The organism is Lachnospiraceae bacterium KGMB03038, from assembly GCA_007361935.1.
In the GTDB taxonomy this organism is placed as follows: Bacteria; Bacillota; Clostridia; order Lachnospirales; family Lachnospiraceae; genus Massilistercora.
Genome location: CP041667.1, coordinates 394,542 through 420,541, shown reverse-complemented (window position 1 = coordinate 420,541; position 26,000 = coordinate 394,542). Strand labels below are relative to the sequence as shown.

General features: G+C 47.0%; 23 protein-coding genes. All 23 read right to left on the bottom strand.

Translation table 11 applies throughout. The features are described 5' to 3' along the window. Window positions 1-67 precede the first annotated feature (67 nt). Window positions 68-790: a DUF4366 domain-containing protein gene (locus FND36_01995; GenBank protein QDW75512.1), complete on the bottom strand. Its 723-nt coding sequence runs from the start codon at window positions 788-790 to the stop codon at window positions 68-70. After that, the gene (locus FND36_01990; protein ID QDW72917.1) at window positions 774-1,082 is read right to left on the bottom strand and encodes a DUF4315 family protein; all 309 of its coding nucleotides are present in this window, start codon (window positions 1,080-1,082) and stop codon (window positions 774-776) included. The genes FND36_01995 and FND36_01990 overlap by 17 nt, the downstream gene beginning before the upstream one ends. 17 nt (window positions 1,083-1,099) lie before the next feature. Next, window positions 1,100-3,565 (bottom strand): hydrolase, encoded by a 2,466-nt coding sequence (locus FND36_01985; GenBank protein ID QDW72916.1) that lies wholly within the window; start codon window positions 3,563-3,565, stop codon window positions 1,100-1,102. After that, window positions 3,546-4,385, bottom strand: a complete 840-nt coding sequence (locus tag FND36_01980; GenBank protein QDW72915.1) for a site-specific DNA-methyltransferase — start codon at window positions 4,383-4,385, stop codon at window positions 3,546-3,548. Before FND36_01980 ends, FND36_01985 begins: the two co-directional genes overlap by 20 nt. Then, window positions 4,375-6,744, bottom strand: a complete 2,370-nt coding sequence (locus tag FND36_01975; protein ID QDW75511.1) for a conjugal transfer protein TraE — start codon at window positions 6,742-6,744, stop codon at window positions 4,375-4,377. Before FND36_01975 ends, FND36_01980 begins: the two co-directional genes overlap by 11 nt. A 211-nt stretch (window positions 6,745-6,955) precedes the next feature. Continuing rightward, window positions 6,956-7,339 carry a PrgI family protein gene (locus tag FND36_01970; GenBank protein ID QDW72914.1) on the bottom strand — a complete coding sequence of 128 codons (384 nt, stop codon included), beginning with the start codon at window positions 7,337-7,339 and terminating at the stop codon, window positions 6,956-6,958. A 27-nt stretch (window positions 7,340-7,366) separates the two neighbouring features. Beyond that, complete coding sequence (locus FND36_01965; GenBank protein QDW72913.1) at window positions 7,367-8,239, bottom strand: hypothetical protein; 873 nt, start codon at window positions 8,237-8,239, stop codon at window positions 7,367-7,369. Window positions 8,240-8,259: 20 nt separating this feature from the next. Next, window positions 8,260-8,472: a conjugal transfer protein gene (locus FND36_01960; GenBank protein ID QDW72912.1), complete on the bottom strand. Its 213-nt coding sequence runs from the start codon at window positions 8,470-8,472 to the stop codon at window positions 8,260-8,262. Window positions 8,473-8,597: 125 nt separating this feature from the next. After that, on the bottom strand, window positions 8,598-8,801 hold the full coding sequence (locus FND36_01955; GenBank protein QDW72911.1) for a hypothetical protein: 204 nt from the start codon (window positions 8,799-8,801) through the stop codon (window positions 8,598-8,600). 103 nt (window positions 8,802-8,904) lie between these two features. After that, a complete protein-coding gene (locus FND36_01950; GenBank protein ID QDW72910.1) occupies window positions 8,905-9,129 on the bottom strand; it encodes a hypothetical protein in 225 nt (74 codons plus the stop codon). Continuing rightward, window positions 9,126-11,051 carry a type IV secretory system conjugative DNA transfer family protein gene (locus tag FND36_01945; GenBank protein ID QDW75510.1) on the bottom strand — a complete coding sequence of 642 codons (1,926 nt, stop codon included), beginning with the start codon at window positions 11,049-11,051 and terminating at the stop codon, window positions 9,126-9,128. The genes FND36_01950 and FND36_01945 overlap by 4 nt, the downstream gene beginning before the upstream one ends. Before the next feature lie 11 nt (window positions 11,052-11,062). Then, window positions 11,063-11,581, bottom strand: a complete 519-nt coding sequence (locus FND36_01940; GenBank protein QDW72909.1) for a PcfB family protein — start codon at window positions 11,579-11,581, stop codon at window positions 11,063-11,065. 18 nt (window positions 11,582-11,599) lie between these two features. Beyond that, on the bottom strand, window positions 11,600-11,866 hold the full coding sequence (locus FND36_01935; protein QDW72908.1) for a hypothetical protein: 267 nt from the start codon (window positions 11,864-11,866) through the stop codon (window positions 11,600-11,602). Between the two features lie 208 nt (window positions 11,867-12,074). Further along, on the bottom strand, window positions 12,075-18,086 hold the full coding sequence (locus tag FND36_01930) for a peptidase (protein ID QDW72907.1): 6,012 nt from the start codon (window positions 18,084-18,086) through the stop codon (window positions 12,075-12,077). A gap of 30 nt (window positions 18,087-18,116) precedes the next feature. Beyond that, a complete protein-coding gene (locus FND36_01925; GenBank protein QDW72906.1) occupies window positions 18,117-18,371 on the bottom strand; it encodes a hypothetical protein in 255 nt (84 codons plus the stop codon). A gap of 223 nt (window positions 18,372-18,594) precedes the next feature. After that, window positions 18,595-20,589 carry a hypothetical protein gene (locus tag FND36_01920; GenBank protein ID QDW72905.1) on the bottom strand — a complete coding sequence of 665 codons (1,995 nt, stop codon included), beginning with the start codon at window positions 20,587-20,589 and terminating at the stop codon, window positions 18,595-18,597. Window positions 20,590-20,753: 164 nt separating this feature from the next. Continuing rightward, window positions 20,754-21,200 (bottom strand): sigma-70 family RNA polymerase sigma factor, encoded by a 447-nt coding sequence (locus FND36_01915; GenBank protein QDW72904.1) that lies wholly within the window; start codon window positions 21,198-21,200, stop codon window positions 20,754-20,756. Continuing rightward, entirely contained in the window at window positions 21,190-21,999 is an 810-nt protein-coding gene (locus FND36_01910) for a sigma-70 family RNA polymerase sigma factor (protein ID QDW72903.1), read from the bottom strand. Before FND36_01910 ends, FND36_01915 begins: the two co-directional genes overlap by 11 nt. A gap of 283 nt (window positions 22,000-22,282) precedes the next feature. Next, window positions 22,283-22,633: a helix-turn-helix transcriptional regulator gene (locus FND36_01905; protein ID QDW72902.1), complete on the bottom strand. Its 351-nt coding sequence runs from the start codon at window positions 22,631-22,633 to the stop codon at window positions 22,283-22,285. A gap of 151 nt (window positions 22,634-22,784) precedes the next feature. Next, window positions 22,785-23,144 carry a hypothetical protein gene (locus FND36_01900; protein ID QDW72901.1) on the bottom strand — a complete coding sequence of 120 codons (360 nt, stop codon included), beginning with the start codon at window positions 23,142-23,144 and terminating at the stop codon, window positions 22,785-22,787. Continuing rightward, window positions 23,122-24,213: a hypothetical protein gene (locus FND36_01895; protein QDW72900.1), complete on the bottom strand. Its 1,092-nt coding sequence runs from the start codon at window positions 24,211-24,213 to the stop codon at window positions 23,122-23,124. Before FND36_01895 ends, FND36_01900 begins: the two co-directional genes overlap by 23 nt. Next, window positions 24,194-25,093 carry a ParB/RepB/Spo0J family partition protein gene (locus FND36_01890; GenBank protein ID QDW72899.1) on the bottom strand — a complete coding sequence of 300 codons (900 nt, stop codon included), beginning with the start codon at window positions 25,091-25,093 and terminating at the stop codon, window positions 24,194-24,196. The genes FND36_01895 and FND36_01890 overlap by 20 nt, the downstream gene beginning before the upstream one ends. Continuing rightward, entirely contained in the window at window positions 25,083-25,868 is a 786-nt protein-coding gene (locus tag FND36_01885; protein ID QDW72898.1) for a ParA family protein, read from the bottom strand. The genes FND36_01890 and FND36_01885 overlap by 11 nt, the downstream gene beginning before the upstream one ends. Between the last annotated feature and the right edge of the window lie 132 nt (window positions 25,869-26,000).

Below are 26,000 nucleotides of genomic sequence, written 5' to 3'. Positions count from 1 at the left end.
GCTTGCACCTGTATGAGAAAAGACAGCCGGTTTCCCGGCTGTCTGTCTCTCTCCTTATCTTTCTTGCTTATGTTTCCTCATTTTCTTCCTCTGTGGAACCGTCCTCCTCCGGCTGATCTTCATTAACGTAAGTGCCGCCGTCATAGAACTCTAAGTCCTCGCCATCTTCCTGGGCTTCCTCTTTCTTCGGCTTCACAACTTTAAAATAATAACCAGCTCCGATCCCGCCTGCCGCAAGAAGGCCAATCGCCAGGAGCGCCCCTGTGTTCATGCCTCCGTCCTCTTCCGGCTGTACCGTCTCCGGTTCTGTTTCCTCCGGTGCCACAGTTGTCTCTGTCTCTGGAATCACCACCTGCGGCATCTCCTCCGTCTGTGTCTCATCCATAAACTCCGCCAGGTCATTCTCGTCGATCATGGAGAGCATATAGACATTTTCCGTATTATTGGAGCGGTCTAACACCAGAAAAAATGTGTTGCCGTTTTTCGTCTGGATGGTCAGGAACTCTTTCGTTCCATCATCCGACTTATCGTCCAGCACTTCCCCGTTTCCCGGAATGGAAAATGGTGTCCCCTCTCCCCCTGACGCTTCTTCCTGGGCCGCTGCTTCTGTCTCCCCGGCGCTTTCCGTCTGCTCCGGGATTACCGTCTGTGTCTCTCCTGCCGCAGCCTCCCCGGCTGTTTCTGTCTGTCCGGTATCTCCGGTATAGGCAAAGGCGTTCATGGCGGTGGAGGAAAATACCCCCGCCGCCATAGCAAGCGCCATCAGCCATTTTTTAAGTTTCCTCATGATTCCTAACCTCACTTTCCTGCGCTTTTTCTATTCTTTCTGTCTGCTCCTTGCTGCTTTCTTTTGTTTCTTCTTGCTCCGGGAGGGGAATGGATACCGTTCCGCTCTGAATCCCCTCCAGAAGCTCTAACATCCTGTGGCTGTCCAGTTTCATAGAACGGATGGTTTTCACAATCTCCTGATTCTCAAGCTGTTCCGCTAATAGTTTCAGTTCTTTTAAGTGTTCCTGCCACTCGGCAATCTTTTTTTCTGTTCTCTGGATCTCCTCCAGAACCCGGTGTAGCTTCCGGTTCATACCGCTCACCTTCTTTCTTATCCGTGGATACGTCCAAATGCCAGGAAATGCTCCTGCCAGTAAGAGGACGCAATGCTCGTATACTGGATCGGATTTCCGCAGTGGATCATCATATTGTCTCCCACATAGATCCCCACATGGCTTGCTCCTGCCGTATCATAGGTTCCCTGGAAGAAAATCAGATCTCCAGGTTTTGCCTCGGATGGTGACACACGGGAACAATATCCCATCAATCCATCTGTGGTCTGTCTGCCGATATTCCAGCCGTTGCCACAGTTGTTAATTACCCAGCTCACGAATCCGGAGCAGTCAAAACTGGTAGATGGGGAACTGCCGCCCCACACATAGGGATAACCCAGGTATTTCTCCGCTTCATGGATCATGTTGGCGAACTTCTGATCCGTCAGGGCTTCCGCAGGGATCTCATAGCCAAAGTCACCGCCGCCACCCGGAAGGGTTTCCGTATCAAACAGATAATCCCGGTTTCCGTATGTACCGTTATAAAGGTCATAGCGTCCTTCTTCGTTCTCATCCATCAATTCCCGCAGCACAGCATCCAGGCCATGATTGGTCAGTGTCACGTCCAGCCGGTTCACTTCCTGTGTTGTGGTCACTTCCACTTCCCGACTGCCATTGTCATCCGCTAGATAGGCTTCCCATTTCTGGTGTCCGTGGGCGGATGCGGCGGCATGGTCGCTGTAATACACGTCAAACTGTACGCCGTACCGTGCAAAGGCTCCCGTATCTTCCACCACATATTCCACACCGTTCATGATCACTTTTGTTCCCATTGGCACAAAGGGATTGCTTGCATCCACGGCAATGGTATGGTTAGCCTTGGGATAGACGCCGCTTGCCGTAGGGCCGCCGGCCCACTGTCCGCAGCAGATGGAGCAACTGCAGTAGCCACTGGTTACAACTTTCCCCAGAGATTCCCCCACCCGCACCATCTTTGTCTCTGTCACGGTTTCCCGTGTGCTTTCCGTGGTAATGCTGTACTGACGCTGAAAGATTTCCTCGATCTCATCCTTTACCTGCTCATAGGTAAATTCCCCGTACTTTGCGGAAAAATAAGAGATCAGGTGGTACGGATTGTGGGAGATCTCGTCAATCTGGTAGCGGTACTCGTCATAACCGGGATGGCGGCTCTCCATACTGTTGATCTGCTCATTCAGAGCTGCTTCCAGTTCGGAATACGCATCTTCCACTGCATAAATATCCTCATCTGTACTCCCGTAAGTCGTGCTGGCAATCGTAGACGCCGCCCCACCCTGGATCGATGCGCCGCAGCTCGCCAGAAGGGAAGCAATCATGACAAAGAATAAACCAGCAGCCGCCACAATGCCTAAAATCCCTTTGCTTTTCCCGATAACAGCAGAAGCCACACTCCTTGCTTTGGAAGCAATGGTCTGTGTGGCTTTTGCTGTTCCTGCCGCTGTTTTCTCACCTTTTTTCGCTGCCCGGTATGCTTTCTGATACTGGCGTTTCTGCCAGAACTTCCGCAGGATTCCCTTTTTTGCCTGCTCTGCCGTTTTCTCACCGGCTTCCTGAGCTTTCTCATACAAAAGCCGGCTTTTCCCCATTTCCATGGAACCGGCTTCCTGCAGGCGGGCATTTCTCTTGTGCAGTCCACGGCTTGTCCGGTGCATGGCGTACCGGAGGGCACTTTCTGCCATCAGCTCCGCCCGGTGTGTCCCCTCCACGGCAGCGTTTTCCTGCTCGGCTTCGTGGGCTTTCCCATGAACGTAAACAGCGGCGGAGCCTGCCGCTGTTGAAACTGCCTTTTTGGAAATCCCCATGCCTGCGCCACGCACCATGCCGCTCTCCTCATCCCCAAAGGATAAACGTCCCGCCTTCTTCTGTTCTTTGCGAAGTTGCTCCCGTTTGGTTTTCTCTTTGATTTCCTCCCGGAAGTCCTCCATGGCAGCGGTATCCTCTGGCTTTCCTCTCTCTTTCCTGGCGTACTCCTGCACCAGCTTTTTCTTCCGCAGATGGGAAGTCTCCGCCGCTGATTCCAGAAACGCAGAAGTACCGGACGGATGCCCCCGGATATTGCCGGAGCGGAAGGACTGCTCCCGAATACCGCTGTGACCGGAGGGAACGGTTTCCTGTTCTCCGTCAGACTCCATCTCCAGGCTTTCCCTCCGATCCGCTGCCATAAGATTGCCGGACAGCCCATCAAAATCCGCTCCGGCTGAAACCTCTGCTCTCAAGCCGCCGGAATCAGAAAGAGCCTCCCCCTGCTTCATCTCCGGCTGATTCTTTGGTTTCTGCCGTCTTTTTCCACTTTCTGACCGTTGATCCGCATCTCTTTCTGAACGGGAAAAGGAAACATCTTCTGCCTGCTTTGACAGTACCCGTTCCTCCCGTTCTCTCTGACTGACACGGATCGTTTCCCCGCTTTGCAGGTTCTCCTCGGTCAGCCCATCCCGGTTCATCTTGCGGACGGTTTTGTCCCTGGCTTTATATTCCTGTTCTTGTATCTTCTCTATTCTCCGTCACCCCCTGTTGTCTCCGCTTGATAAGCTGGCAATATTCTTCTTCCATCTCACACCCACAATACAATCTACCTGTTTTTTCAGCCGCAAGTGCTGTAGAACCACTTCCCATGAAAGGGTCAAAGACCAGTTCCTGGGGCAGTGTAGAAAGTTGGATCAGCCATGACATGCATTCCACATTTTTTACGGTAGGATGTTGGATATGGTGTTTGGACAGCCAAGCTGCATTATAGGTGGCTTTCGGATAGTCCTCGCCAAACCAGCAGCTATTGAACCTGTATTTGTATTCCCGGCTGGGCTTACGTCCCCGGTGGAATACCGTACCTGGCGGTTTCCTGTTTTTCATCAATCCCGTCTGCTGAAAGATCCGCCGTCCTTTCTGGCAGAAAATGATCCATTCACTGTTGTTCGCAAAACTTCCTTTCAAGTCCCCGATTCCTCCAACCGTTCCTTTCTCAACCACGAGACAGTTTTTAATGTAAAATCCCGCTTCTTCCAGATATTTGTAATGCAGGGGATAGCTGTCAAACCGGGTAAAAAAATAAGCGTGTCGGTTTTCCTTCAATACGCGGTAACATTCCTTTGCCACTGTAAAAAAATCAAGGGATTCGTCTCCCGCAATCGGCTTCTTTTGCTTTTTTGTAAAATGATTCTGATAACGGATACCATACGGAGGATCAGTCAGGATTAAATCCACTGATCCATCCGGTATTTTTTCAAAAAAAGAGAAACAGTCGCAGCAATAGATTTGATTTTTCATCCATTCCCATCCGCCCTCTTTCTGGACAGAAATATCACCTTCCATCCGCCTGTTCCTCCAGATCCGACACTTTCGTTGTCATCAGCGAATACAGACGCAGGGATTTATCGAATTTATCTTTAAACGGGATAATGGTACTGCCATAAAAAATCAGCCCTTCACCTTCCCCGCTGTTGGTCACATAGGATAGCTGATGGGGAGAAATGTTGAGCTGTTTTGCCAGGATCTGTCTGTCTCCTGCCGCCTGGTTGAGCATATAGATAAAGTCCGAGTTTTCAAAGATGTTCTCAATCTCCCGGCTGGCAAGCAGGTCTTTAATATTCTGGGTAATCCCTGTGGGGATGCCGCCCCATTTTCGGAAACGCTTCCAGATTTCTACAGAATACGCCGCTGTCTGCTCTTCTTTCAGGAGAAGATGGAACTCGTCAATATAATACCGGGTAGATTTATGGGCCGCCCGGTTCACTGTCACACGGTTCCACACCTGATCCTGGACGATCAGCATCCCAAGTTTTTTCAACTGCTTTCCCAGGTCTTTAATATCAAAACACACGATCCGGTTATTCAGTTCCACATTGGTACGGTGGTTGAATACTTTTAGGGAGCCATTGACGTAGATTTCCAGCGCTGTAGCGATCCGCTGTGCCTGTACTTCCTTTTGCTGACGCAGGCACTCATAGAGATCTCCCAGGATAGGCATATTTTCCGGCACCGGCGCTTCAAAATATTTCTGATACACCAACGGCAGGCACCGGTCAATGACCGATTTTTCCTCCGCTTCAATCCCGTTGCGGCTTCCCATGATCAGCTCACACAAGGAAAGGATAAAATCACTCTTAAATCCCAGGGGATTATCGTCATCCGAGTAATCCAGGTTAATGTCCATGGGATTGATATAGTCATGGCTTGTGGGGGAGATATGGATTACCTGCCCGCCCAGGGCATTGACAAGGGGATAATATTCCCCCTCCGGATCTCCAATAATGATGTCGTCCTGTGTGACAAAGAAAGCGTTGGTAATCTCCCGCTTTGCCGAGAAGGATTTCCCGGAGCCAGGTGTTCCCAGGATCAGGCCATTTGGATTTTTCAGCTTCTTCCGGTCTACCATGATCATGTTGTTAGAGAGTGCGTTCAGCCCATAGTAGAGGGATTCCCCCTCCATAAATAATTCCTGAGTGGTGAACGGCACAAAAATAGCCGTGGATGTGGTGGTCAGCGCCCGTTTTATGGGGATCAGGTTCAACCCCAGCGGTAGACTGCTCATCAGCCCCGGCTCCTGCATATAATCCAGACGGCGCAGGGAACAGTTATATTTCTGCGCAATGCCCGCTGTCTGGAACACCGCATTGTCTAATTCCTGCTTCGTCTTTGCCGTATTCAAAAATACAATCGTCACAAGGAACATCCGCTCATTCCTGGACTGGAGATCTTCCAAAAGCCGCTTCGCCTCCCCGCCGTAAGTGTTCAGGTCAGACGGGATGATGTCCATATCATATCCGGAACGCACCGCCTTTTTCTGCTCCTCAATCTTCATCCGGTTGATGTCCGTCACCTTGCTTTTCACCAGCTTGATGGCCTTCATCTGGTCTAAGGACTGGATATGCAGGTTGACGATCAGGTTCCTGTCCATATCGAGAAATTCCGCCAGCATCCGGTCAGTCAGCTCCGGAGCCAGGATCTGCAGATAGGACACCGCTCCCAGGGTATTTCCCATCATAAAGTCCTTCCCATTTTTAAATAAAAAGCTGGTGGGAGCGATAAAGTCTTTTGTCCCCATACCAGAGCGCAGCACCTGGTCAAAGGAAAACTGAAACGGCACTTTTTCCTCCGGATTGAATGTCTCATACATAATCTGCAGCCGTTCCCGGCCATCCAGGGGATAAGCAGATACGCCAAGCACTTTAAAGTTATTGAGGATGTCCGTCTCAATCCGCTCCAGCTTCGGTTTTGCCTCCCGGATATTTTCGGCTTCAATACCAAAGGTGATATACTTTGTCCGCACCAGGCCGTTATTCCCTTTTGCGAGCTGATTTTTCAACATCTGTGCGTACTCCATCCGCACATCGTCAAAAGCGTCATGCTGGGGCTTGATCTGGATCACAGATTCAAATTCTTTCATGTTGCTGTGGTGATTGATGAATGACAACTGGAAATGGATACTGCTGTCAAAGTAATTCAGGAAGTCACACCAATTCTCGAAAATAGCGTTCTTGTCCTCGTTCTGTGCCAACTGATAGTTAATATCGTAAAAACGGATGGTTTTGGAATAATATTTATCCTGCACCCGGCAGATCCCGTCCCTTGCCATTTCCCGGTAAGGGATGGATTTCTGAGCGGACAGCCGTTTTTCCTCCGCTTTTTTGTCCGCCTTCTTCTTTAATCCCCTCGTGGTACTGCCCACAATTTTCTTACGAGCAGTATGCTCCGGACGAGACTTGCCCTGTCCCTGGACACTCCGTTCTACGGATACGCCTTTCTGTTCCTTCGCAGGCTTCCGTTTATCTCTTTTCTCTGCTTTTCTGCGGGCCTTTTTCTGTTTCGCCGCTTCTTTTGCAGCCGCTTTCCTGGCCTTTTTCTCATAACGTGCCAGCCTGCAGTATTTTCTCTTTCTCCGCTTATCTACTGCGATTTCTTCTCTTTTTCCCAAAATGCTCCCCTCCTTTCTTCTGGTCAGCCGGCGTTTCCTCCATCTCATAGAAATTCTCCACCTCATACCTGCGGATGGCAGGCTTTAGGAACTTCACCGTCACGATATTCCATAAAATTTTCTCCAGGGGAAGTCCGTCCTTTTCGTACATGGCGAAAAGAAACGCCGGAAGCATAAGAAGCACCATACCGGTGGCAGCATTGGTTGTTCCGATCAACTCCCGTGTGAGAAAATAAAAAGGCAGCCCAATGGCCGCCGCTGCCGACAGACAGATGAGCTGTCTTTTTGTCAGGTTCAATACTACTTTATTTTTTACTTTCGTCAGGTCTTTTGGTACGCTGACAAACGCCATAAATATACTCCTTTCCCAATTTATATGTTAATGCGCATTAAAGATCGAGCGGCTCAAACTTGCCGTTTTCATCAAACTGAAGCAGAGAATCACGGTGTAAGCCGCCACGCCAAAGAGCGCCGAGTGCATGTTATCGGAAATTTCAATGGTAGATACCAGCACCGCATAGATACCGACGCATACCATCATAAAAAATCCCTGAAAACCGAGAGCTAAAAGCCCACGGAAATAGTTATTTCCCACCTGCCCCCATTCCCGGTTGGAAAGCGTGGCAAATGGGATCGGCGCAACCGAGGTATAAAGGTAGATCTCAATCATACGGCCATATAAAATGACCGTAATCAGGACAGACAGAATCTTCATACATAAGCTGACGAGCATACTCTCCAGTGCAAGCACAACCAGCTCCCCTACATTCATGGATTCCATAGCAGTATTCATAGCGTCCAGCATAGAGTCCACATTAATCGCTGTATCAGAACTGATCACACCTCCCGCCGCATTGACTACATACTGTCCCACATCAAAGACCGCCATAGTAATCGTGAAGGTATTAGAAACCATCCAGACCGCCACCCACATCTTGAAAAAGTATTTAAAAAACATCCAGGTATCGATCTCATGCATGTTATTCTTTTCCGTCAGCATGGAAATCAGCTCATAGCACAGCACAAACGTGATGATCATCCCCGCAATGGGGATAATCACCGAGTTTGACAGGTTCTGTATCAGGCTGAAAATACTGCCGTTCCATGTCTGGGGCGTCTGTCCAACCTGGGACGCAATCTCCCCGGTCTTTTCATTGACATCTGTAAACATTGTGGTCAGGTTGGACGTTACCATCCCCGTCAGAAGATCCCTCATCCAGTTCTCGATTGCCTCGAAAATGCCATCGAACATAAATGAGTCCCCTTTCTACGTCAGAACAGCCCTCCAAGTAAGGGGATAAGCTGCGTTCCAATCAGGACTACCCCTCCTCCGGCCATAAGTTGTTTAATTCCCTGGCTTTTAGCCCCAGGATTATCATTTCCGTATCCTTCCAGCAGGTTGATCACGCCCCATACTGCAAGGCCGGCTCCAATGGCTACCACTAAGGTTTGTAAAATTGAAATTGCGGAACTAAAAAAAGCCATATATTACCTGGGAACCGGATTCCTTTCCGGCTTTATCGGCAGAGACAAAAAAAGAGCCGCCATCTTTCCATAGCCGCCCAACTTTTCCGGGAATCCGGTTCCCTTATCCTTTCTCTTTTATTTTGTTATTCCATCACGCTCTGTCCCTGCTTGTAATTTCCCGGCTCCGCCCGGATTGGCGGCCACAGGCGTCTAATCCGCATCGGCAGGATAGCCGCTTCCCTTACCTTCGCCGGAAACATTTCCTTCCATTCTTCTGGAAAATCCGGGCAGGATAACGCACGGACAATATCCGCCAAAACATTGACCGCCTCTGTAAAAAAATCCATAAACTCCCCTTTCCAACTTTGCGACATCGTGTCGCAAGGTTTTCCTGTCACTTTAACTTTACGTCACCGTGTCGTAAAGTTAGCATGGCTGTATCACTTTGCGTCACCGTGTCGCACAGTCCGTTTCTTCCAGATGTGCCATCACATCTTTCAAGATAGAATACCGCACCCCAAATACATACCGGGCAAAATCCTCCAACTGCTTTTCCTCATAGTCTGAAAGCGGCATCCGCCGCAGCTCAAACCAGACCGCCCGTTTATGGTCTGGAAGATCGGAAATATACTGGCAGCCGATTTTTGCCTGCATATCCCGGAAAATATCACTCATTCACTTTCCTCCCCTTCTACTTCAAAGAGGTCAAATTCTTCTTTCATCCGTAGCTTTAACGAATGTTTCATATATGCCTCCACATCAAAGCTGTTCTTTTTGTCATAGTCCGACAATAACTTATATCTCCTATGCCGGGTAATATCGAACTTGTCGCTGAAAAACGGACGCACCCCACGGAGCTGCAGGATGCACTTGTTCCCGTCCATCACCGCCAGTTCATCCCGGCTCATCAGTTCCTTGCCGGTTTTCTGATAATTCAGTCCATAGGAACGGCTCTGTCCACGGGTATCCGAGGTGTTATAGAGGTCTATCGTCTCTTTTCCAAGCGTCTCCGAGATTTCTTTTAGTGTGCTTCCCTCCTTGCCGCCCAGGAAAAGCATGGTGTCGCAGTTCCCCAGAATTGTTTCTGCGGCGTCTTTATAAATGGTTTTGAGCTGTGACTGCGACTGCAAAATAATAGAAGCCGAGATTTCCCGGCTCCGGATCGTTGCGATCAGCTTATCAAATTTTGGAATTTGTCCGATATTGGCAAATTCATCAAGTAAAAGCCTTACATGATAAGGCAGCCGTCCTCCATGCACATCATCTGCCCGGTCACAGAGCAGATTAAAAAGCTGGGTATACATGATCGCCACAATAAAATTAAAGGTATCATCCGTGTCCGAGATAATGACAAACATGGCTGTCCGCTGATCTCCAAGCATATCCAGTTCCATCTCGTCATAGCTGGTCAGTTCCCTAAGCTCCGCTATATCAAAGGGTGCAAGTCTGGCTCCACAGGAAATAAGGATGGATTTTGCTGTCTTTCCCGCCGCCAGCTTATACTTCTTATATTGGCGCACGGCGAAATGCTCCGGTTTCTCCCGTTCCAGTTCCTCAAACAGCTTATCCACTGCATTTTTAAATTCCTCATCATCTTCCCTGGCTTCGGAAGCATTGATCAGCTCCAAAAGCGTGGAAAAGTTCTGTTCCTCCTCCGGCGCTTCATAGTAGATGTAGCCGATCAGCGCACAGTACAAAAGCCTCTCGGCTTTTACCCAAAAATCCTCGGAAGATTTCTCTCCCTCCCCTTTGGTATTGGCGATAATCGTATTCACCAACTTCAGAATATCTTTCTCGCTGCGGATATACATGAAGGGATTGTAGTGCATACTCTTCTTAAAATTGATGGTATTCAGCACCTTGATCTTATACGGCTCATACACGATCTTTCCGTTTTTATCCCGCAGGGGCTTCCCGTCTTTCATCTTCGGGGAACCTCTCTGCAGCATCTTCCCACACTCCACCAGGATTGTCCCTTTCGGATCCGTGACCACATAGGAAACGTTCGGCGTCATCTGCATTAAATTCGGCTTTACATAAAACCTCGTCTTACCGGAGCCGGAACCGCCGATCACGATCACGTTTTTATTCCTGGCATACTTCGGCAGCTTCGGGCGGCTGTTCATAGTCAGCCGTTCCGTCTGCGTCAGAAGGATATTGTTCTCAAACACCGGATCAATAAAAGGCGCTATATCCTTCTGGTTTCCCCATCTGGCAGAGCCGTACTCCACGCCCTGTCGGTATTTCTTCGCATTTTTCCCTTTCAGATACACCGCCAGTTTCACCAGCAAAGCGCCGGCAGCGCCCACACAAAGATCCTGGGGATGGAAGCTGGGCAGGATATTTTGAAATGCCAGGGAAAAATTAAGGGAAAGCACCCCCACCTTCTCGATCAGGGAATCCCCGATACAATACCGATACAGCCATGCTACTTTGTCTATCAGATAGAATACGATTACATAGGGAATATTCATCATCAAGAGCCTCTTCCCGTCAACAGGCGGCAGATTGCTCTTGACTGTCTCCGATAGTTTCCTCCCGCCTTTTTCAAAAAACCGTTTAAATGTTTCTTTCACTGATGTATCATTCTTCTTTATAGGCTTCTTAATCAATGCTCCGGCCCACGCTCCTTCCGGCGGTCTTTCTCCCGCTCCCGGTGCTTTGCCGTCCGCTCTTTTGCCAGGGACAATTTTTTCTTTAGAGATGGCTTTTTCCCTTTTGAGAGCTGCTTCCCGGTATATTCTTTAAAAGCAGCCGTCATAATATCCACATCCTTTGCCTTGAAAAACACATAATACCGTGGCGGCGATACAGAAGTATCTTTTTTCAGGCTGAAATCAATATTGTACTTCCGGGCATATTTTTCAAAGGATTTGATGTTCCCGTCCGTCACTTCGATATTGGTAAGCTGACAGTTCTGTTTCATCAACTTTTCCATACTTTGTTTTCCGTGGTATTCCACCGGTTCTTTCTGCTGTCTGGATGTTCTGGCAGCCTGCCGCTGTTCCCGCTTCATCTGCTCCATCTTCCGCAGGAGCTTTACCAGCGCATTTTTCAGTATCCGGGCAGAAATCTTCCCGCCATTGATACAGAGTGTCACAACCTTCTGGTTGACTTCATCCTGCATATCAGATCACCTTCTTTCTCACTTCTGACGGCACTGACGCAGATCTTGAAGAATCTTCTGCAGGCAGTAACCAATACAGGGAGAGTGCCGTCCATAAGGGCAGACCTTACAGTCTCCACGCATCCCATTTTCTCTGCCGGGGCTATCCTGCCGTTCTTCCGGCAGAAGATAATAACAGCGTTTCTTTGTACATTTCCGTTTCCTGCTATGCCAGAAGTAACAGTAAGCACAGTCCTGGGGCTTATCCGACGCATATTTCCCTCTATCCGTTTTCCCCGCCTGCATCCTGTCTGCCTTTCCTCTCCAGTTCTTCCAGTAACCTGTCCTCCCTTGCCGCAACGACAATACAGCAGTACAGTCCAAATAAGAGCAGGAACACAAATACTCCGCCTGCCGCAATCAACCATTTCATTTTTCTCCACCTCTTTCTTAAAACCAAAAAAGGCGCTCATGGAAAGCCCACGGCTGTCCACAAACGCCCAATCCTATCGTATCAATCCTGTTTCTTTTTTCTTGCTTTCATCCAGACAGCGGCGGCAATAGCCCCCGCAAGCCCCAGACCGCAGGAGATCATAAGCGCCGCAACCGGCGTGTTATCCCCGGTTTTTGGTGCGTCCACCGTGGTTGTCGGCGTCTCCGGCGTCTCCGGTATTTCTTCCGGCTCTGCTTCATCCGTCATTACAACTTTCTGGATCTCGCCGGTATCTTTTACCTCAAACGCTACATCCTCTGCGACCAGATATCCTTCCGGTGCGGATTCTTCATGGAGTGTGTACTTTCCAATCGGAAGCATCTCGATATAGTGCGGTTCCTCCGTGGAAGTCCAGCTCTCCACGACTTCTCCATTCTCGTCCAGGATGGTCAGCTTCGCTCCCGGCAGTTCCTCTCCGGCAATATCTGTCTTAGAGATTTCCACCTTTGTCACATCGTCCTTCATCTCGATTTTCTGGACTTCGGCGGTATCCTCCACGGTAAACTCTATGCTCTCCGCTGTCACATACCCTGGAGCCGGAAGAAGCTCCGTCATTGTGTAAGTCTGGCCGACCACCAGCTCTTTTATGATATGTGGTTCTTTGCCAGACACCCATTCATCTACTACTTCGCCGTTTTCATCCGTTACCGTCAGCTTTGCTCCCTCGATTTCTTTCCCGGTAGTCAGAGATGTTTTCGTAAATTCAAAGACTGTCGGTTCGTCCTCAAAGGTAAATTCATAGGAAGCTGTCGCTTTTTCGGAAGATTCCGCTGTAAAGGTAAACTCCTGCACCTCATCTGTGGTGGCAAATCCCGGAGCCGGTGAAGTCTCTTTCACGGTATAGGAAAATCCAATGGGCAGATCCGCCTCAAAGGTCAGCTTTCCATCCTCGCCGGTTGCTTTTTCCTCGATCACTGTTCCCGCTTCCAGAACCACATCTCCATCTTTATTGGTAATGTCCTCTTTTGCAGAAAGAGCAAATACAGCGCCCTCCAGTACCCGGTCTGAATCCTTCTCTTTCTTCAATACAGAGACTTCCACTTTCTGGCGGTTATTCTGCCAGTCTCCAGACCAGGTAACTTCTGCAGTATCCTGATCCACATAGGTCAGGTCGATCTCCCGGATTTCTCCGTCAAGCACATACCCTTCCGCAGTCTCCTTTTCCTTCACATAGTATTTTCCAAGAGGAAGGTCAGACAGCTTCGCAATCCCTGCCTCATCTGTGGTAATCGTAGCGATCAGCTCGTCCTTTTTGTAATAGTCCTCACTCTCGCCGTCCGCCGCCTTGATGTCCTCCAGGGCGTATACCTCGAAAGTTACATCTTTCAGAGCGCCGGTAATATACTCAAAGAGGTGGCTGATCCATCCTCCAATGGTATCGGCAAGCGTCACATCCTCCAGGAACTCGCCTTTCTTATTGATGATCAAGGTTCCTGTCGGAACATCGTCTTTCATTTCCACTTTCTGGATCTCTGCGGTATCTTCCACGGTAAAGGTGATTTCTTCTGCTTTCAGATATCCATAAGGAGCCAGCTCTTCCCGGAGCGTGTATATCTCGCCCACTGTCAGCCGCTCAATCAGATGTTCCTCCCCTTTTACGGAAGTCCAACTGTCTACAATATTTCCATCCATATCCAGAACTGTCAGCTTTGCGCCCTCCAGTTCCACGCCAGTTGTCAGATCCGTCTTTTTCACGGAAATCTTTGTCGGCTCATTTTCATATTCAGAGGACAGTTCCACTACCGGAATATCCTGCCCCTGATACTCTGCAGTCACTTCTATAACTTCATCGGAAGAAACATAACCGTCCGGAGCCGCTTCCTCCTTGATATAGTAGCGTCCAAAAGGAAGGTCATTCATGAATACGGCTTTCCCGTTTTCATCAGACAATGCCTTTCCGATCAGCGTGTCTGCTTTCACAATGATTTCTCCATGTGCCAGGATATCCTCTTTCGCATACAGTCCAAACACAGCGCCTGCCACTTCTGCCTGTGTCTCGGCGTCTTTCTTCACTACAGACACTTCCACCTTCTGGCGTTCATTCGTAAAGACGGCTTCCTGTTCGATCACCGGCGTATCCTGATCCTGATAAGTAAAGGTAACAATCTGCGGTTCCTCATTCAAAACAAAACCTTCCGGAGCCGTGACTTCTTCTATCCTGTAACTGCCGAGAGGAAGATCAGAAAGGAACGCTTCCCCGTTTTCATCCGTAGTCACTGTTCCCACCAGCTCGCCGGCGGCATACTCTAAAATACGGTTTCCTTCTTCATCTTTCTGGAAATCAGCGGTATAAATATCCTCCGCTGCAGAAACCTCAAAGACTGCGCCTGCCAGGTTCTCTGTTTCATAAACAAAGTCCTTGTTGAAATCGTCCAGCACTTCTCCCTGTTTTACAATCTTTAACTTTCCTTTGACCGGATGATTCTCATAGACCACCTCAATGATCACATCTCTGGAAACACTGTCCACCTGGTAAGCGGTATCGGAATCCACAGCGATCTCATAGTAGTTCTCATTCAGCGTGTAGCCGTTTGGAGCCGTGACTTCCTCGATCCGGTAGTGACCAATTTTCAGGTTTTCTGGCAGAATCAAGTACCCTTCCTCGTCTGTAAAGAAAGATATGTGAACCTCTGTTGTCGGATAAGTCGTCACCTGTTTTACATATTCCCCTCTGTCCATATCATAGATACGGAACTCCGTGCCTTCCTGCAGTACCGGCTTTTTCGTCTCGTCATCCTGCTTGATGATCTTCAGCTTCGCTTCAAATTCTTCGTCCAGAAGCACCCGCCATACCTGGGGCGTGTTCGGACTATGCTCCGTGATCCGCACGATAAAATCATCCACCGGCTTATAATTGTGGGGCGTGGTAGTTTCACGGACAAGGTATGTACCATAAGGAAGGGCAATGCTGCAGGCATGTCCTTTCTCGTCCGTAAACATCTCTGTCGCTCCGTTCTCCCCGATCACCACCGGCTCTGCGGAATCAAAATCATAGCTGCCATCTTCTTTTACCGTCAGGTCTGAAAGAAGATAGGCCGTAAATCCGGCGCCGGAAAGCAGGTCAGCATCCGTCTCCCCGTTATTGGCCGCTTTGATGATCTCAAAGGGCTGCTTCTTTACCTGTTCCAGTGATACGCACTCCCGTTTCACGGTAGCTGTCAGATCTCCTTCATAGCTGCACACCAGGTCATGTTCCTGTTCATCTGCCAGATACCCGGCAGGAGGTGTGATCTCTTTTACAAAATACTCCCCAAGATAAAGGTTCTCTACAGACGCTTCCCCGTTCGCATCTGTGGTCAGCGTTGCCACCCGCTCTCCAGCTTTATAGATCACGCCAGTTGCTCCGTCCGGATGGACAATATCCTCACGGGCATACAGGCCATACACCGCATTTTCCAGTGTGGCGTCTCCCTGTGGAGCTGCCTGGTTCGTCTCTGCGTCTTTCTTCTGTAATTGGATCGTGGCGTTTACACGCTCATTGACAAAGGTATGGGTAAATATCACTTTCGCTTCGCTGTCATTGGTATAAGAGAACGTAAAGGAATATACATCCGCCTGATTTCTCACATAACCATCCGGAGCCTGGATTTCTTTCACATCATAAGAAAATCCTATCGGCAGGTCTGCCGTAAATACGGCTTTTCCATCCTCTCCAGTCACCGCTTTCTCAATCAGCGTTCCCTTAGATACCACAACACTTCCATCTGCATTTTTAATATCGCTTCCTGCATACAGTCCAAACACGCCGCCATCCAGGGGATTTAAGGTGTCCTTGTCCTTTTTCAGCACGGAAACTTCCGCTTTCTGCCGGTCATTGACAAAGGTACTCTCGCTGAATACCGTCTCCACGTTCTGTCCGGCATAGGACAGCGTGACGGTCTTTTCCTCCCCGGCGTTATAAAAATTCTCCGGAGCCTGCACTTCTTTGATCGTGTAAGTTCCAAGATGGAGATTTTTCAAAACTGTAGCCCCGTTAGAATCCATCGTCAGGTTTGCTTTTACCAGATCGCCTTTACTGTAAACTTTAGCACCATAAGCCGTTACAATATCCGCTCCCGCATAGACATTATAGACAGCTCCTTCCTGCCTGCGGTTCTCATAACGGAAAGTCACACCATCTTCCGTCACATCTGCTCCAACCAAAACCTGTCCTTCCTTGTAAACGGTCAGCTCACCAAGCTGCTCCTGATCCGGAACTGTAACAGAAGTGGTCTGGTTTGCCACCAAGTTCACGTTATACGAAGAAGTATTCAGGCGGTATCCGGTAGGAGCCGTGATCTCTTTTAAGTACACGGTATCCTGAGTTTTGATGATCTCCGCCACAGAGGAACCGTTTTTATCCGTTGCCGGCATCTGCGTGATCAGCTTTGTGCAGTCCTTATCACTATAAATGCCAAACACCGCTCCGGCCAGCTTTGCGTCCGAGTGGTCGGAGTCCACCTTAATAACTTCCACCTTCGCAAGCTCCAGCCACTTTACAGAAAAGCTCACATACTTTTCATCTTCCACGCCCTCGCCAAATACAAGGGCAAGATCCTGGTTATCGCTTCCCGTGGTGATCTTATAGGCAGAATAATCTTTTGTAATGCTTCCCTGCATCTTTGCTGACCAGGAACCGGACACATCCTTCGTCTGTGTCAGCGGGGCGGTCAGGTAAAACCGTGTTCCGCCGGAAATGGTCACGGCTGCTCCGGCAGCGCTCACCCTTCCTGTGCTGACGTTATGGAGCCTTACTCCATCCGGCAGATCCAGGGTGATCGTCTGCTGGCTTGCCGCATGGAATGTGATCTCTTCTGTCCGCTGCTGCTCCCCATCCACATAGGCAGTTACATTGGCATTGGAAAAAGACATTTCCACATCCGGAATATCCGGCTGACCGACTGCATAATTATAAAGTTCCTTTGCCAGAGCTTCCCCGGTACTGTTTGTACCATAGAACGCATCACTGCTCCCATTGGCGTAGGAAGCGGCAAGGTGTGCCACGATAAACCGTTTCCCCGCAGAAAAATCCGTATGGTAGTTTGCAAAGAAATATGCTGATCCGGACGCCTCTGTTCCGTAATAACATACTTTTGCCAGTTCCCGGTTTCCTTCCAGTTTGGTGATCTGGTAAGTTCCGCTACCTGGCCCAGGTTTTGAGGGCTGGATACAATACGCAGTAGCCGTCACATTTCCAAAAGACACGGTAAACGGTGCGGTCACATAAGAGCCAAGACCGTAATCCGCATAATAGTAATAGCTGCCCTGGGTAATGGTAACGGACTGTGACGCTCTGGCTGCCCGTGCCGCAGGCGCCTGCGCCGTGAAGCTAATACTCTCACCGCTCTCCAATCCCTGAACGTCAATGCCCTGCTCCTCCGCCTGCAGAAGCACTTCCCCAAGCGTCAGGCCGCTTTCCTCATCCACGGTCTTTTGTCCTTCTGTTTCTTCTAACGCCGCATCCAGATCCTCCTCTGACAGCATCTCTGTCTCCTCCGGCAGTTCTGTCACTGTCTCTGTGTCAGTTTCCGTAGCTGCCTCTGTTTCTGTCTGCGGCTGTGGTTCTGAATCTTCATCCTCGCTTTCCGTACTTTCCTCACCGGTTCCTCCGCCGTCAGAATGGCTCTCCGACTGTTTCTCTGTCACCGGCTCTTTCACGATAATATTCCTGCAGACATGATAAGACGGATGGCCGCTTAATGGCTCCACAAAGTACACTACCCTGTAAGTGTCCGCATGGTTCCCGTCAAAATCCTGCCCGGCTTCGTTCTTTGCTTCATGGAATGTCACCCGGACTTTTTCATCATGGATCTCCAGACCGGAAAAATCCGATTTCACATCAAAACTGCTCCCTGCTTCCACTTCATAATCTTCTGCAGTCACCACTTCTTCCGCATCCAGAAGCTCCCGCACGGTCTCCAGCGCCGGATACTGTGCTTCATAGCCTGCCGGCTCCGGCTCTGCGGCATAAGTAACCACAGGCTGGATCACAGAAGTCAGGATCGTCAACAATGAGAGTAACCCGGAAAGCAGTCGTTTTCCTTTCCCTTTCATCGACTAAACCTCTCTTTCTTCATTTCTGTATCAATAAGTTCCTGTATCTTTTATCGTTTCATAGCACCTTCCCCTCCTTTCCCGGATTTGCGCTGATAACAGCACATGAATACGGAGAAGCCCAAAAAGACTTCCCCGCATGGTATCTGCTGTTATCCTGCCTGCGTCTGCAGGCTGAAAACTTTTTTGAGCGTTATGCCTGTTCTCTTTCCAGACCCGTTCCTGCTCCGGCTCACTTTCCGCAGCGTTCTCTCCGGCAGGGTACGCAAAAGAAGGCATACTCATCCGCTGGGTATCCGTCTGGACAGGCAATGAAGTTTTCAAGGTTCAGCGAAAGGGGAAATGTAAGAATGTTTCTTAGAACTCTGCCCTCTCACTAATGGCAGATTTTAGAGGGGAAAATATAGGTATTCATTTTAAAATCTTAGAAATAAATCATAAAAAAGACCCATGCAGAATCGCATGAGCCTATAACATAATCCATTATATCAAATTAAGGGATTTAACACTATTTTACAGAATATATTTTCTCTCCATCTTTTAAATTTTCAATCAAAAATTCGATTTGCATTTTCTTGATACGATCAAATCCTTCCGTATTTATATTTTCTACATATTCTCTCAATTTCGATAACATCATGCTTTCTTCCTCTAAGACTTTCCCCCAATTACTTCTTATATACAAACTTATAATGCAACTTCTAAATGCGTTCAAATCTTTTGATGTACCGTCTTTGATTCGTTTGCATAACTTTTCAAAGTCTAATTCTCTGAGGAACCCTCCTGATGAACAAATTTCATTTTTATTATGGTAAACGTATGTATCCATTTTTTCTCCCCACCCCTCCTGCATTGTTAAATATGAATCTAACATATTTGAGTAATTATTCTGAAACTTCTGATCAATATCTTTCTGTAATTCTATTACTATCTTTTGATATTTATTTCTTCTTTCTCCTTCATACATTAATCCATAACCATTATCAAGATTTACATGATAAGATAACTGAGAAAAACTGATTTTCATATTCTCAACCATTTTTACTGTATTTTCCTCTGGGAAACCATGCTCTTGCAATTCAAGGAAACGATTAATGATCCGAGGATAATCCTTAACATCATATACACCATTTTTTAGGCCTTTTAAAATAATGTCGATTTTTTCCTCAATCACTAAATCTGTTAGCGTATACCAATTGAAATCCAATTCCGCAAACGCTTCTTTTTCTGGACTTCTACTTCTAAGATATTCATTTGCAAATAACTCAAACATATCTTTTATACATTTATCTTCTAATATACTCCTAGTAATAAAATCGTCTACAAACCGAAACGATAATTGATTTCCGAAAATGTCAATACTGCCTATACTTTTAAAAGCATATTCTTCTGTGCCTTTCCATTCGTATTTATAATCTCCGTTTTTGAAGGAAACACTTATTTTAAACGAATATTTAATTATATATTTTAAGAAAGCCTCTCGTCCTTCATCTTCTAGTTGTACAATTTTTTTATATAACTGATTTATTTTCGATAAAAAAAACTGAAACGTTCTTATATTAGAATGCGCTTCATTTATCATATATTCTTCAAAAAAGGCTATATCATCATATAAGTATTTTTTTAGACTATCATCTAACTTTGCTGAACTAATAAGTTCTTTAAAAACGGTCTGCAAATCTGGCTGATAATAGATTGTTACTCCAATTAGTTTTTCTTTTACTTTATCATATAACTTATCCTCTGCGAATAGTTTCTGTACTCTATCTTTTACAGTCTCTATGTCCACAGAATTTTTATTTTCATTTTTCCTTTCCGAATTCGAATATTGACTTATCACATCACTTTTTTGTTCTTTCTCAAATATAATGTTATCATGAGCCGCCACCAGATATTTCAACTCTTGATTTTCAAAACTTATCCCTTTACCTATTTCTTTTTGATTAGCAACTATAATAACTTTCATATTCTCGTGTTCTACAAATGAATTAATATACCCTAAAATTTCATTTGTCGGGCAATCACAACGTTCTAAATCATCAAAAATCAAAATACAATTTTTAATTGGAACAAATTTTTCTGTTGCTTCAGTTATATTATCAAGATTAAGCTCTATGCCTTTATTTTTCAAAATATCAAACATTATCGGGAGCATTGAACTGATTGCTTCAGTTCCTTTTTTTATAATACCTTGCCCTTTTCCTGCTTTTGCTACAAGAACTTCCATAAACAACTGCTTTGTTACTTCCTCTATAGATTTTACCCCATACAAAGAAATATATATAATTTTTCTCTGTTGATAATCCTGATCCGAATTGTAATGTTCATTTTCATTATTTTTTAATTTTTCACAAAGCCGCTCTTTAATGAAATATGTCTTACCACATCCCCATTCGCCATCAATCATTACGGCATAGTTATATAAAGTTTCATCAACATAATTAATTATTTCCTTAACAATATCATCATCCGTTAATTTCCTATTTTCCATTCTGTCTATCACGCAATTGTTCCCCCTTATATTGTAGAATAAAATAATTCTAACACCCTTTACTAAGAATTACATCCCCATTTTATCCAAAGAACTTCCTATAATGTGATAGCCACTTTGCGACATTGTGTCACAAAGTGGCTGGGTTAGTCTGCATGCCAAACGAAAACGGAGTGTTAAAAACAGCCTCCTATAATCCCCATCTCCCTCAGCTTTCCGTTCAGTTCCTTCAAAATTCTCTTTCTCCGGTTAGCAATTGTCTTTCTGCTACACCCGCAGATCTGTGCCGCTTCCTTTACAGTGACTTCCTCAAAATACAGCAGATACAATAGATAAGCGTCCTCTTCCGCCAATTTTTCCATAACTGACCGCAGTTTTTCTGTACATATTTCCCGGATCACAGTATCTTCCACACCATCTGCAGCACCAATCGGGATAGCTCCCTGTTCTGTCAGCATTTCCAGGCTGGACACTTGATATTTCCGTTCTTTTTCCCTTTGGTAGCGTTCCCTTCTCCGGGACTGATACCATTCCAGATAGACTTCCCTGGTTACTTCCACAACTGTACCATCTCCAGCACGAAGTACATAACATTTCCGCTCCTTTGGACGCTTACCCGACATACAGCACTCCACCTTTCCCAGAATCTACTGTCTTTCTGGAGGAAATATCTTTCTGACCGACCCTCATCCGGCGAAGTGCCGACATGAGCGTCTGGGAAACCGTGGGCTGTGTAATGCCAAGCTCCTTAGCAATCTCCCATTGTGTTTCACCATAATAAAAATACAGGATCACGATATCTCTCTGCCGTTCTGTCAGAAGCCCCATCAACTCCTGAATCTTCTCTTTTTCTATCAACTGATCCAATGGTGGCAGTGCCGGCGAAGCCAGGAAAAACCATTCCTCAGAGACAGCATGATAGGAAACCACCCTCTCCTTATGGCACGTTTCTCGATTCTTTACCAGACGATCCTCCCCTTCCAACAATAGGCGTACATACCATTCCTGCTGTTCAAAAAATGATGCGTCCACGCAGATCTGCCGTCCATTATTCTCATAACAGTAATCTCCGCAGCTATGTACCGGAAAAACAGTGGTATATTTTCCTATCCGGTAAAGTGCATACCCTTCCCGAAACACCAAAAGCTGCACTTCCCCACCATTTCCCATGCTCACAATTCGCTCTCCTTGTTCCAGCAAATGCCGAGCTGTGGGAACTTTTTTCTCTGACTTTGGCTTTTTCACAATCCACTTTAAATCCTGTAACGTCATCATAGCGACCACCTTTCCGCCCATAGGCTCCGGGCGGCCAGATGGCAGCGCACAGAAATCCAGTAAAAAGGCAGCAAAAAAGGTTCCCGACACGCCCGTTTTTTTTAACGGGAGTCTGGAACTCCTCCTACTGCCTGCAAAAGCCTGCATTTATTTTATCACCGGTACTGCCGGATCAATTCCTTTTTCGATTGCTCCTGAAGATGCTGCGTCAATGGTTCTGTTTTTTTCTTTTCCTCCCCAATCAACGAGGAATAATCCCCCATTGCGTCATAAGGGCAGCTTCTCCGATAGAGCAGGTTTTCTTCCCTGGTCAAGTTTCTCCCTCCTTCCACATATCTGTGCTTTGCATATCCAATGTATCATTCTGCCGACTATTTTTCCCTTGCAGATATGGGGAAACTCACAGGATTTCCCCTCATATCTGTGGATTTTACCGTATTCCCTCAATCCCATCTATCAAGGCGCTCATGGTCTGGATCACGACTTTCTGTTCCTTTGGACGCAGGTTCAGGACACGGGAAATCATCTTGTGGGCGGGATTTTTCTTTACTCCCGGCTTCCTTCCCAATAACTCGTTTGCGTCAGCATCCAGTACCTCCACCATCTTTGCGAAAATCTCAATAGACATGGCCGCCTGCCCTCCCTCAATGCGGCTCACTGTGTTGACACTGATACCTGCTTTCTCTGCAAGAGTCTCCTGGGATAAATGGCTGTCTTTTCTCTTTTGTCGGATACGTTCCCCCAACTGGATCAACTCCTGCGATCCCGCACGGTTTCCCAACACAGTCCCTCCTCTCGATCCAAATATGACTTTGCGCCATCGTGTCGCAAAGTTTTCTGCACATAGGCAGAAAAAGCAGCCAGGTACATAGACTTAGCTGCTTTTTAAATTCTCTATTCAGTTTAACATCCTATGGGAAATTCTCCCTTTCTCATACTGTCCTGATCTTTGCCAGCCGGCATATACCTGCTGCAACAGCTTTCGCCAGATAAAAGGCCGCCAGAACCAGCCGTCCCGTCAGGATCACGCCTCCGATCACACCGCCAATCAGCAGGTTAAATACAAACACCCCCACTGTTCCGCCAATGTCAAAGCCTTTCGGGATAATCCACAGGAACATCTTATGTACGCCAAAAGGAATCCCGACAAACATCCACAATTTCAAATAATCGCACTGTCCTTGTTCCACACAGAGGGGATAAAACAGCACTGACAGGAATACTGCCGCTCCTACCGGAACAATCACCTTTTTCACAAATTCATACATCTTAGCCACCTCCGTACAGATCATGATTCACTTCCGCCTGGTAGTAATGGTTCATTGTCATGGACGAATTGTAAAGCGTCGCCAAAAGATATGCCTTGATATTCGCCACTTTGGACGTATTCCGGTGCAGGCTGAACAGTACATACTCGATATGGGAATACGTCAGCTTTAAAAAACGGCTCTTAACTACTGACACCGGCTTGTCCGCCCCGCCGATCCGCACTACACGATTATCCGGCAACATCAGGATCTCCACCATCAGCTCCACAAGTTCATCTACTTCCTCCCGCTCCCTTTTATCCAAGAAGCACTCATAATCAATGTTGTCCTGTATCAAAGCCCGGTAGGTTTCCATCTTCTCCATCACATCTTCTTCCACAGGATACACTTCATCCGCAGTCAGGGATTGATAAGATTGGATAGGATCAGTCTCACTAAAATCAGTCTTGTTAATATCAGTATTATTAGATTGTGATTTTGGAACTTCTTGAGTTTTGATTTTCACTATTCTTGAAGTATGATTTTCACCATTCTTGAATTGTGATTCCGGAAATTCTTGATTTGTGGTTTTCACCATTCCTGAATTGTGATTTTCACTATTCTTGAATTGTGATTCTGGAAATTCCTGAATTGTGGTTTTCACATTCCTTGAATTGTGATTTTCACTATTCTGTGTATTTTCAGGGTTTTCCAGTGTTTTTTCTTCCTGTTCAGAAGAATTTTTTTCTTTTACCAGAAAGTTCTTCACATAGATTACATTCGGTTTTCCCAGCCCCAGGCGTTTCTTTTCAATCAGTCCAATCCCCTGATTACTGTCCAGTTCTTTCATCAGCTTTACCGCTTTCTGTGTTCCACAATTCAGAAGTTCTGCTATTTCTTCCACGGTAAAAATGATATACACCCGATCTTCCTCATCAAACCATCGGTTCTTAATGCTAAGGCTCATACGGTCTAACATCAGACCGTATAAAACCTTTGCCTCACAGGAGAGGGATCTAAAACATTCTGCTGTAAACAGCACTTTCGGGACACGGTAAAAACTGTACTGTTCCGCTTCCATCCCACGGAAGTAATCAAACTGTATTTCCTGCATCTGTTTCCCCCTCCTTTCCTTGTTTCCACTGTTCCAGAAGCGAATAAATCACTTCCTCTATTTGCGCTTTCGTATATGCCGGCGGGAAATAATTCCGGATCTTCTTTGAAGAAATCGTTACACTCTGTCCGCTGTTCTCTTTTTTTACCAGAAGCGCATAAACACTTTTTTCTGACAGAGTTTCTTTCTCACTCATATCTTTAAGCCGTTCCGCCTGTGCCGGGGATGGATAAATACTAATATTCGCCACCGCTTCCAACACCAGCTCCTGTTCTTCCATTTTCAGATAGGACAGACGCTCCCCGGCTACCATTTTTATATTCCCCGCATCTACAAGCTCTAAAAGTCCGTCAATCAGGCTTGCAAGCCGGATATATCTTTGCACTGTCCGTCCGCTGTCCCCTGCCTTTTCTCCCACGGCATCTGCCGTGTGCTTGTCCCCTTTGCTTCCCTGATGTTTCAGCGCCTCATATTTCATCTTGTAAGCTCTGGCTTTCTCACTGGGCAAAAGGTTTTCCCTCTGGATATTAGTATCCACCATCAGCACGGTGGCGGCATCATCGTCTAATTCCCGGATAATCACTGGCATCTCTGTCTTTCCTGCCAGCTCACTGGCCCGCCATCTCCGGTGTCCTGCCACCACCTCATATCCATCTGTACAAGGACGCACAATCCCCGGCTGGATCACGCCGTGCTGAATAATACTTTCTACTGTTTCCTGCATTTTTTCATCATCCAGTACCTTAAACGGGTGATTTTTAAAGGGATGAAGCTGGTTTAATGGAACATTTGTATATTTTCCCTCTACGTTGCTTTCTTCTGTGCCAAACAGATCGTCATAAGAAGTCAGCTTAATCTTCTCCGCACTCTTACTTTTCATCCGCAAGCACCTCCTCGGTCAGGTGACGATACCCCTCTGCCACAATTCCTTTCGGATCATGGCGGTAAATACTTTTTCCTTCTGCTGTCGTCTCTGCCGCCCGCACGGACATAGGGATACAGTTCTCAAAGATATGAATGTTATTTCCATAAAACTCCCGGATCTGTTTGGAAATATCCCGTGCGAAGTTTGTCCGTCGGTCAACCTTTGTCAGCAGAATCCCCATAATGGACAGCCTGGGATTCAGCCGTCTATGTACCTTTCCAATCGTCTTGATAAGCTGCTGTAATCCCTTTACAGGCAGGTAGGCCGCCTCCACCGGAATCAACACACTGTCCGCCGCTACCAGGGCATTGATCGTGAGCATTCCTAAAGAGGACATACAGTCAATCAGGATATAGTCATAAACTTCTTTTACCTCATCCAGATACATGCGAAGCACCTGTTCCCGGCTCATCATATTGACAAGAGAGGTTTCCAGACCAGCAAGCTCGATATTGGCCGGGATAAAGTCAATTCCTTCCTCATGTTGGAAAATCCCCTCACCCGGCTCTACATCTTCGTCATTGATAACCTTCTCCAAGATATTGACCAGAGTAACATCCAGCTCGTCCGGTTCCTGAATCCCCAAACTCACTGCCATGCTGCCCTGGGCGTCTGCTTCCACCAGAAGTACCTTTTTACCTTCTCTTGCCAGTCCGATTCCCAAATTCACACACGATGTTGTCTTTCCCACGCCGCCTTTCTGATTAGCGATTGCGATTATCCTGCACATATATCTTACCTACCTTTCTTCCTTTTCTGTTCTCTCAATTTCTGCATAAGAGCGAAAATATCGGTTTGTCCCCTTATTGGAAAATATCTCTGATGTCTGGAGAACCCGGATTTCCGGGTTTTTCTCCAGAAT

Bases quoted from the DNA above. Each gene is read 5' to 3' on its own strand.
- FND36_01895 (QDW72900.1), bottom strand. From the start codon at position 24,213: ATGCAGGAAATACAGTTTGATTACTTCCGTGGGATGGAAGCGGAACAG.
- FND36_01915 (QDW72904.1), bottom strand. From the start codon at position 21,200: ATGTCGGGTAAGCGTCCAAAGGAGCGGAAATGTTATGTACTTCGTGCT.
- FND36_01935 (QDW72908.1), bottom strand. From the start codon at position 11,866: ATGCAGGCGGGGAAAACGGATAGAGGGAAATATGCGTCGGATAAGCCC.
- FND36_01990 (QDW72917.1), bottom strand. From the start codon at position 1,082: ATGAACCGGAAGCTACACCGGGTTCTGGAGGAGATCCAGAGAACAGAA.
- FND36_01940 (QDW72909.1), bottom strand. From the start codon at position 11,581: ATGCAGGATGAAGTCAACCAGAAGGTTGTGACACTCTGTATCAATGGC.
- FND36_01930 (QDW72907.1), bottom strand. From the start codon at position 18,086: ATGAAAGGGAAAGGAAAACGACTGCTTTCCGGGTTACTCTCATTGTTG.
- FND36_01965 (QDW72913.1), bottom strand. From the start codon at position 8,239: ATGTTCGATGGCATTTTCGAGGCAATCGAGAACTGGATGAGGGATCTT.
- FND36_01885 (QDW72898.1), bottom strand. From the start codon at position 25,868: ATGTGCAGGATAATCGCAATCGCTAATCAGAAAGGCGGCGTGGGAAAG.
- FND36_01970 (QDW72914.1), bottom strand. From the start codon at position 7,339: ATGGCGTTTGTCAGCGTACCAAAAGACCTGACGAAAGTAAAAAATAAA.
- FND36_01890 (QDW72899.1), bottom strand. From the start codon at position 25,093: ATGAAAAGTAAGAGTGCGGAGAAGATTAAGCTGACTTCTTATGACGAT.
- FND36_01950 (QDW72910.1), bottom strand. From the start codon at position 9,129: ATGAGTGATATTTTCCGGGATATGCAGGCAAAAATCGGCTGCCAGTAT.
- FND36_01900 (QDW72901.1), bottom strand. From the start codon at position 23,144: ATGATCTGTACGGAGGTGGCTAAGATGTATGAATTTGTGAAAAAGGTG.
- FND36_01925 (QDW72906.1), bottom strand. From the start codon at position 18,371: ATGAGTATGCCTTCTTTTGCGTACCCTGCCGGAGAGAACGCTGCGGAA.
- FND36_01980 (QDW72915.1), bottom strand. From the start codon at position 4,385: ATGGAAGGTGATATTTCTGTCCAGAAAGAGGGCGGATGGGAATGGATG.
- FND36_01960 (QDW72912.1), bottom strand. From the start codon at position 8,472: ATGGCTTTTTTTAGTTCCGCAATTTCAATTTTACAAACCTTAGTGGTA.
- FND36_01910 (QDW72903.1), bottom strand. From the start codon at position 21,999: ATGCAGGCTTTTGCAGGCAGTAGGAGGAGTTCCAGACTCCCGTTAAAA.
- FND36_01955 (QDW72911.1), bottom strand. From the start codon at position 8,801: ATGGATTTTTTTACAGAGGCGGTCAATGTTTTGGCGGATATTGTCCGT.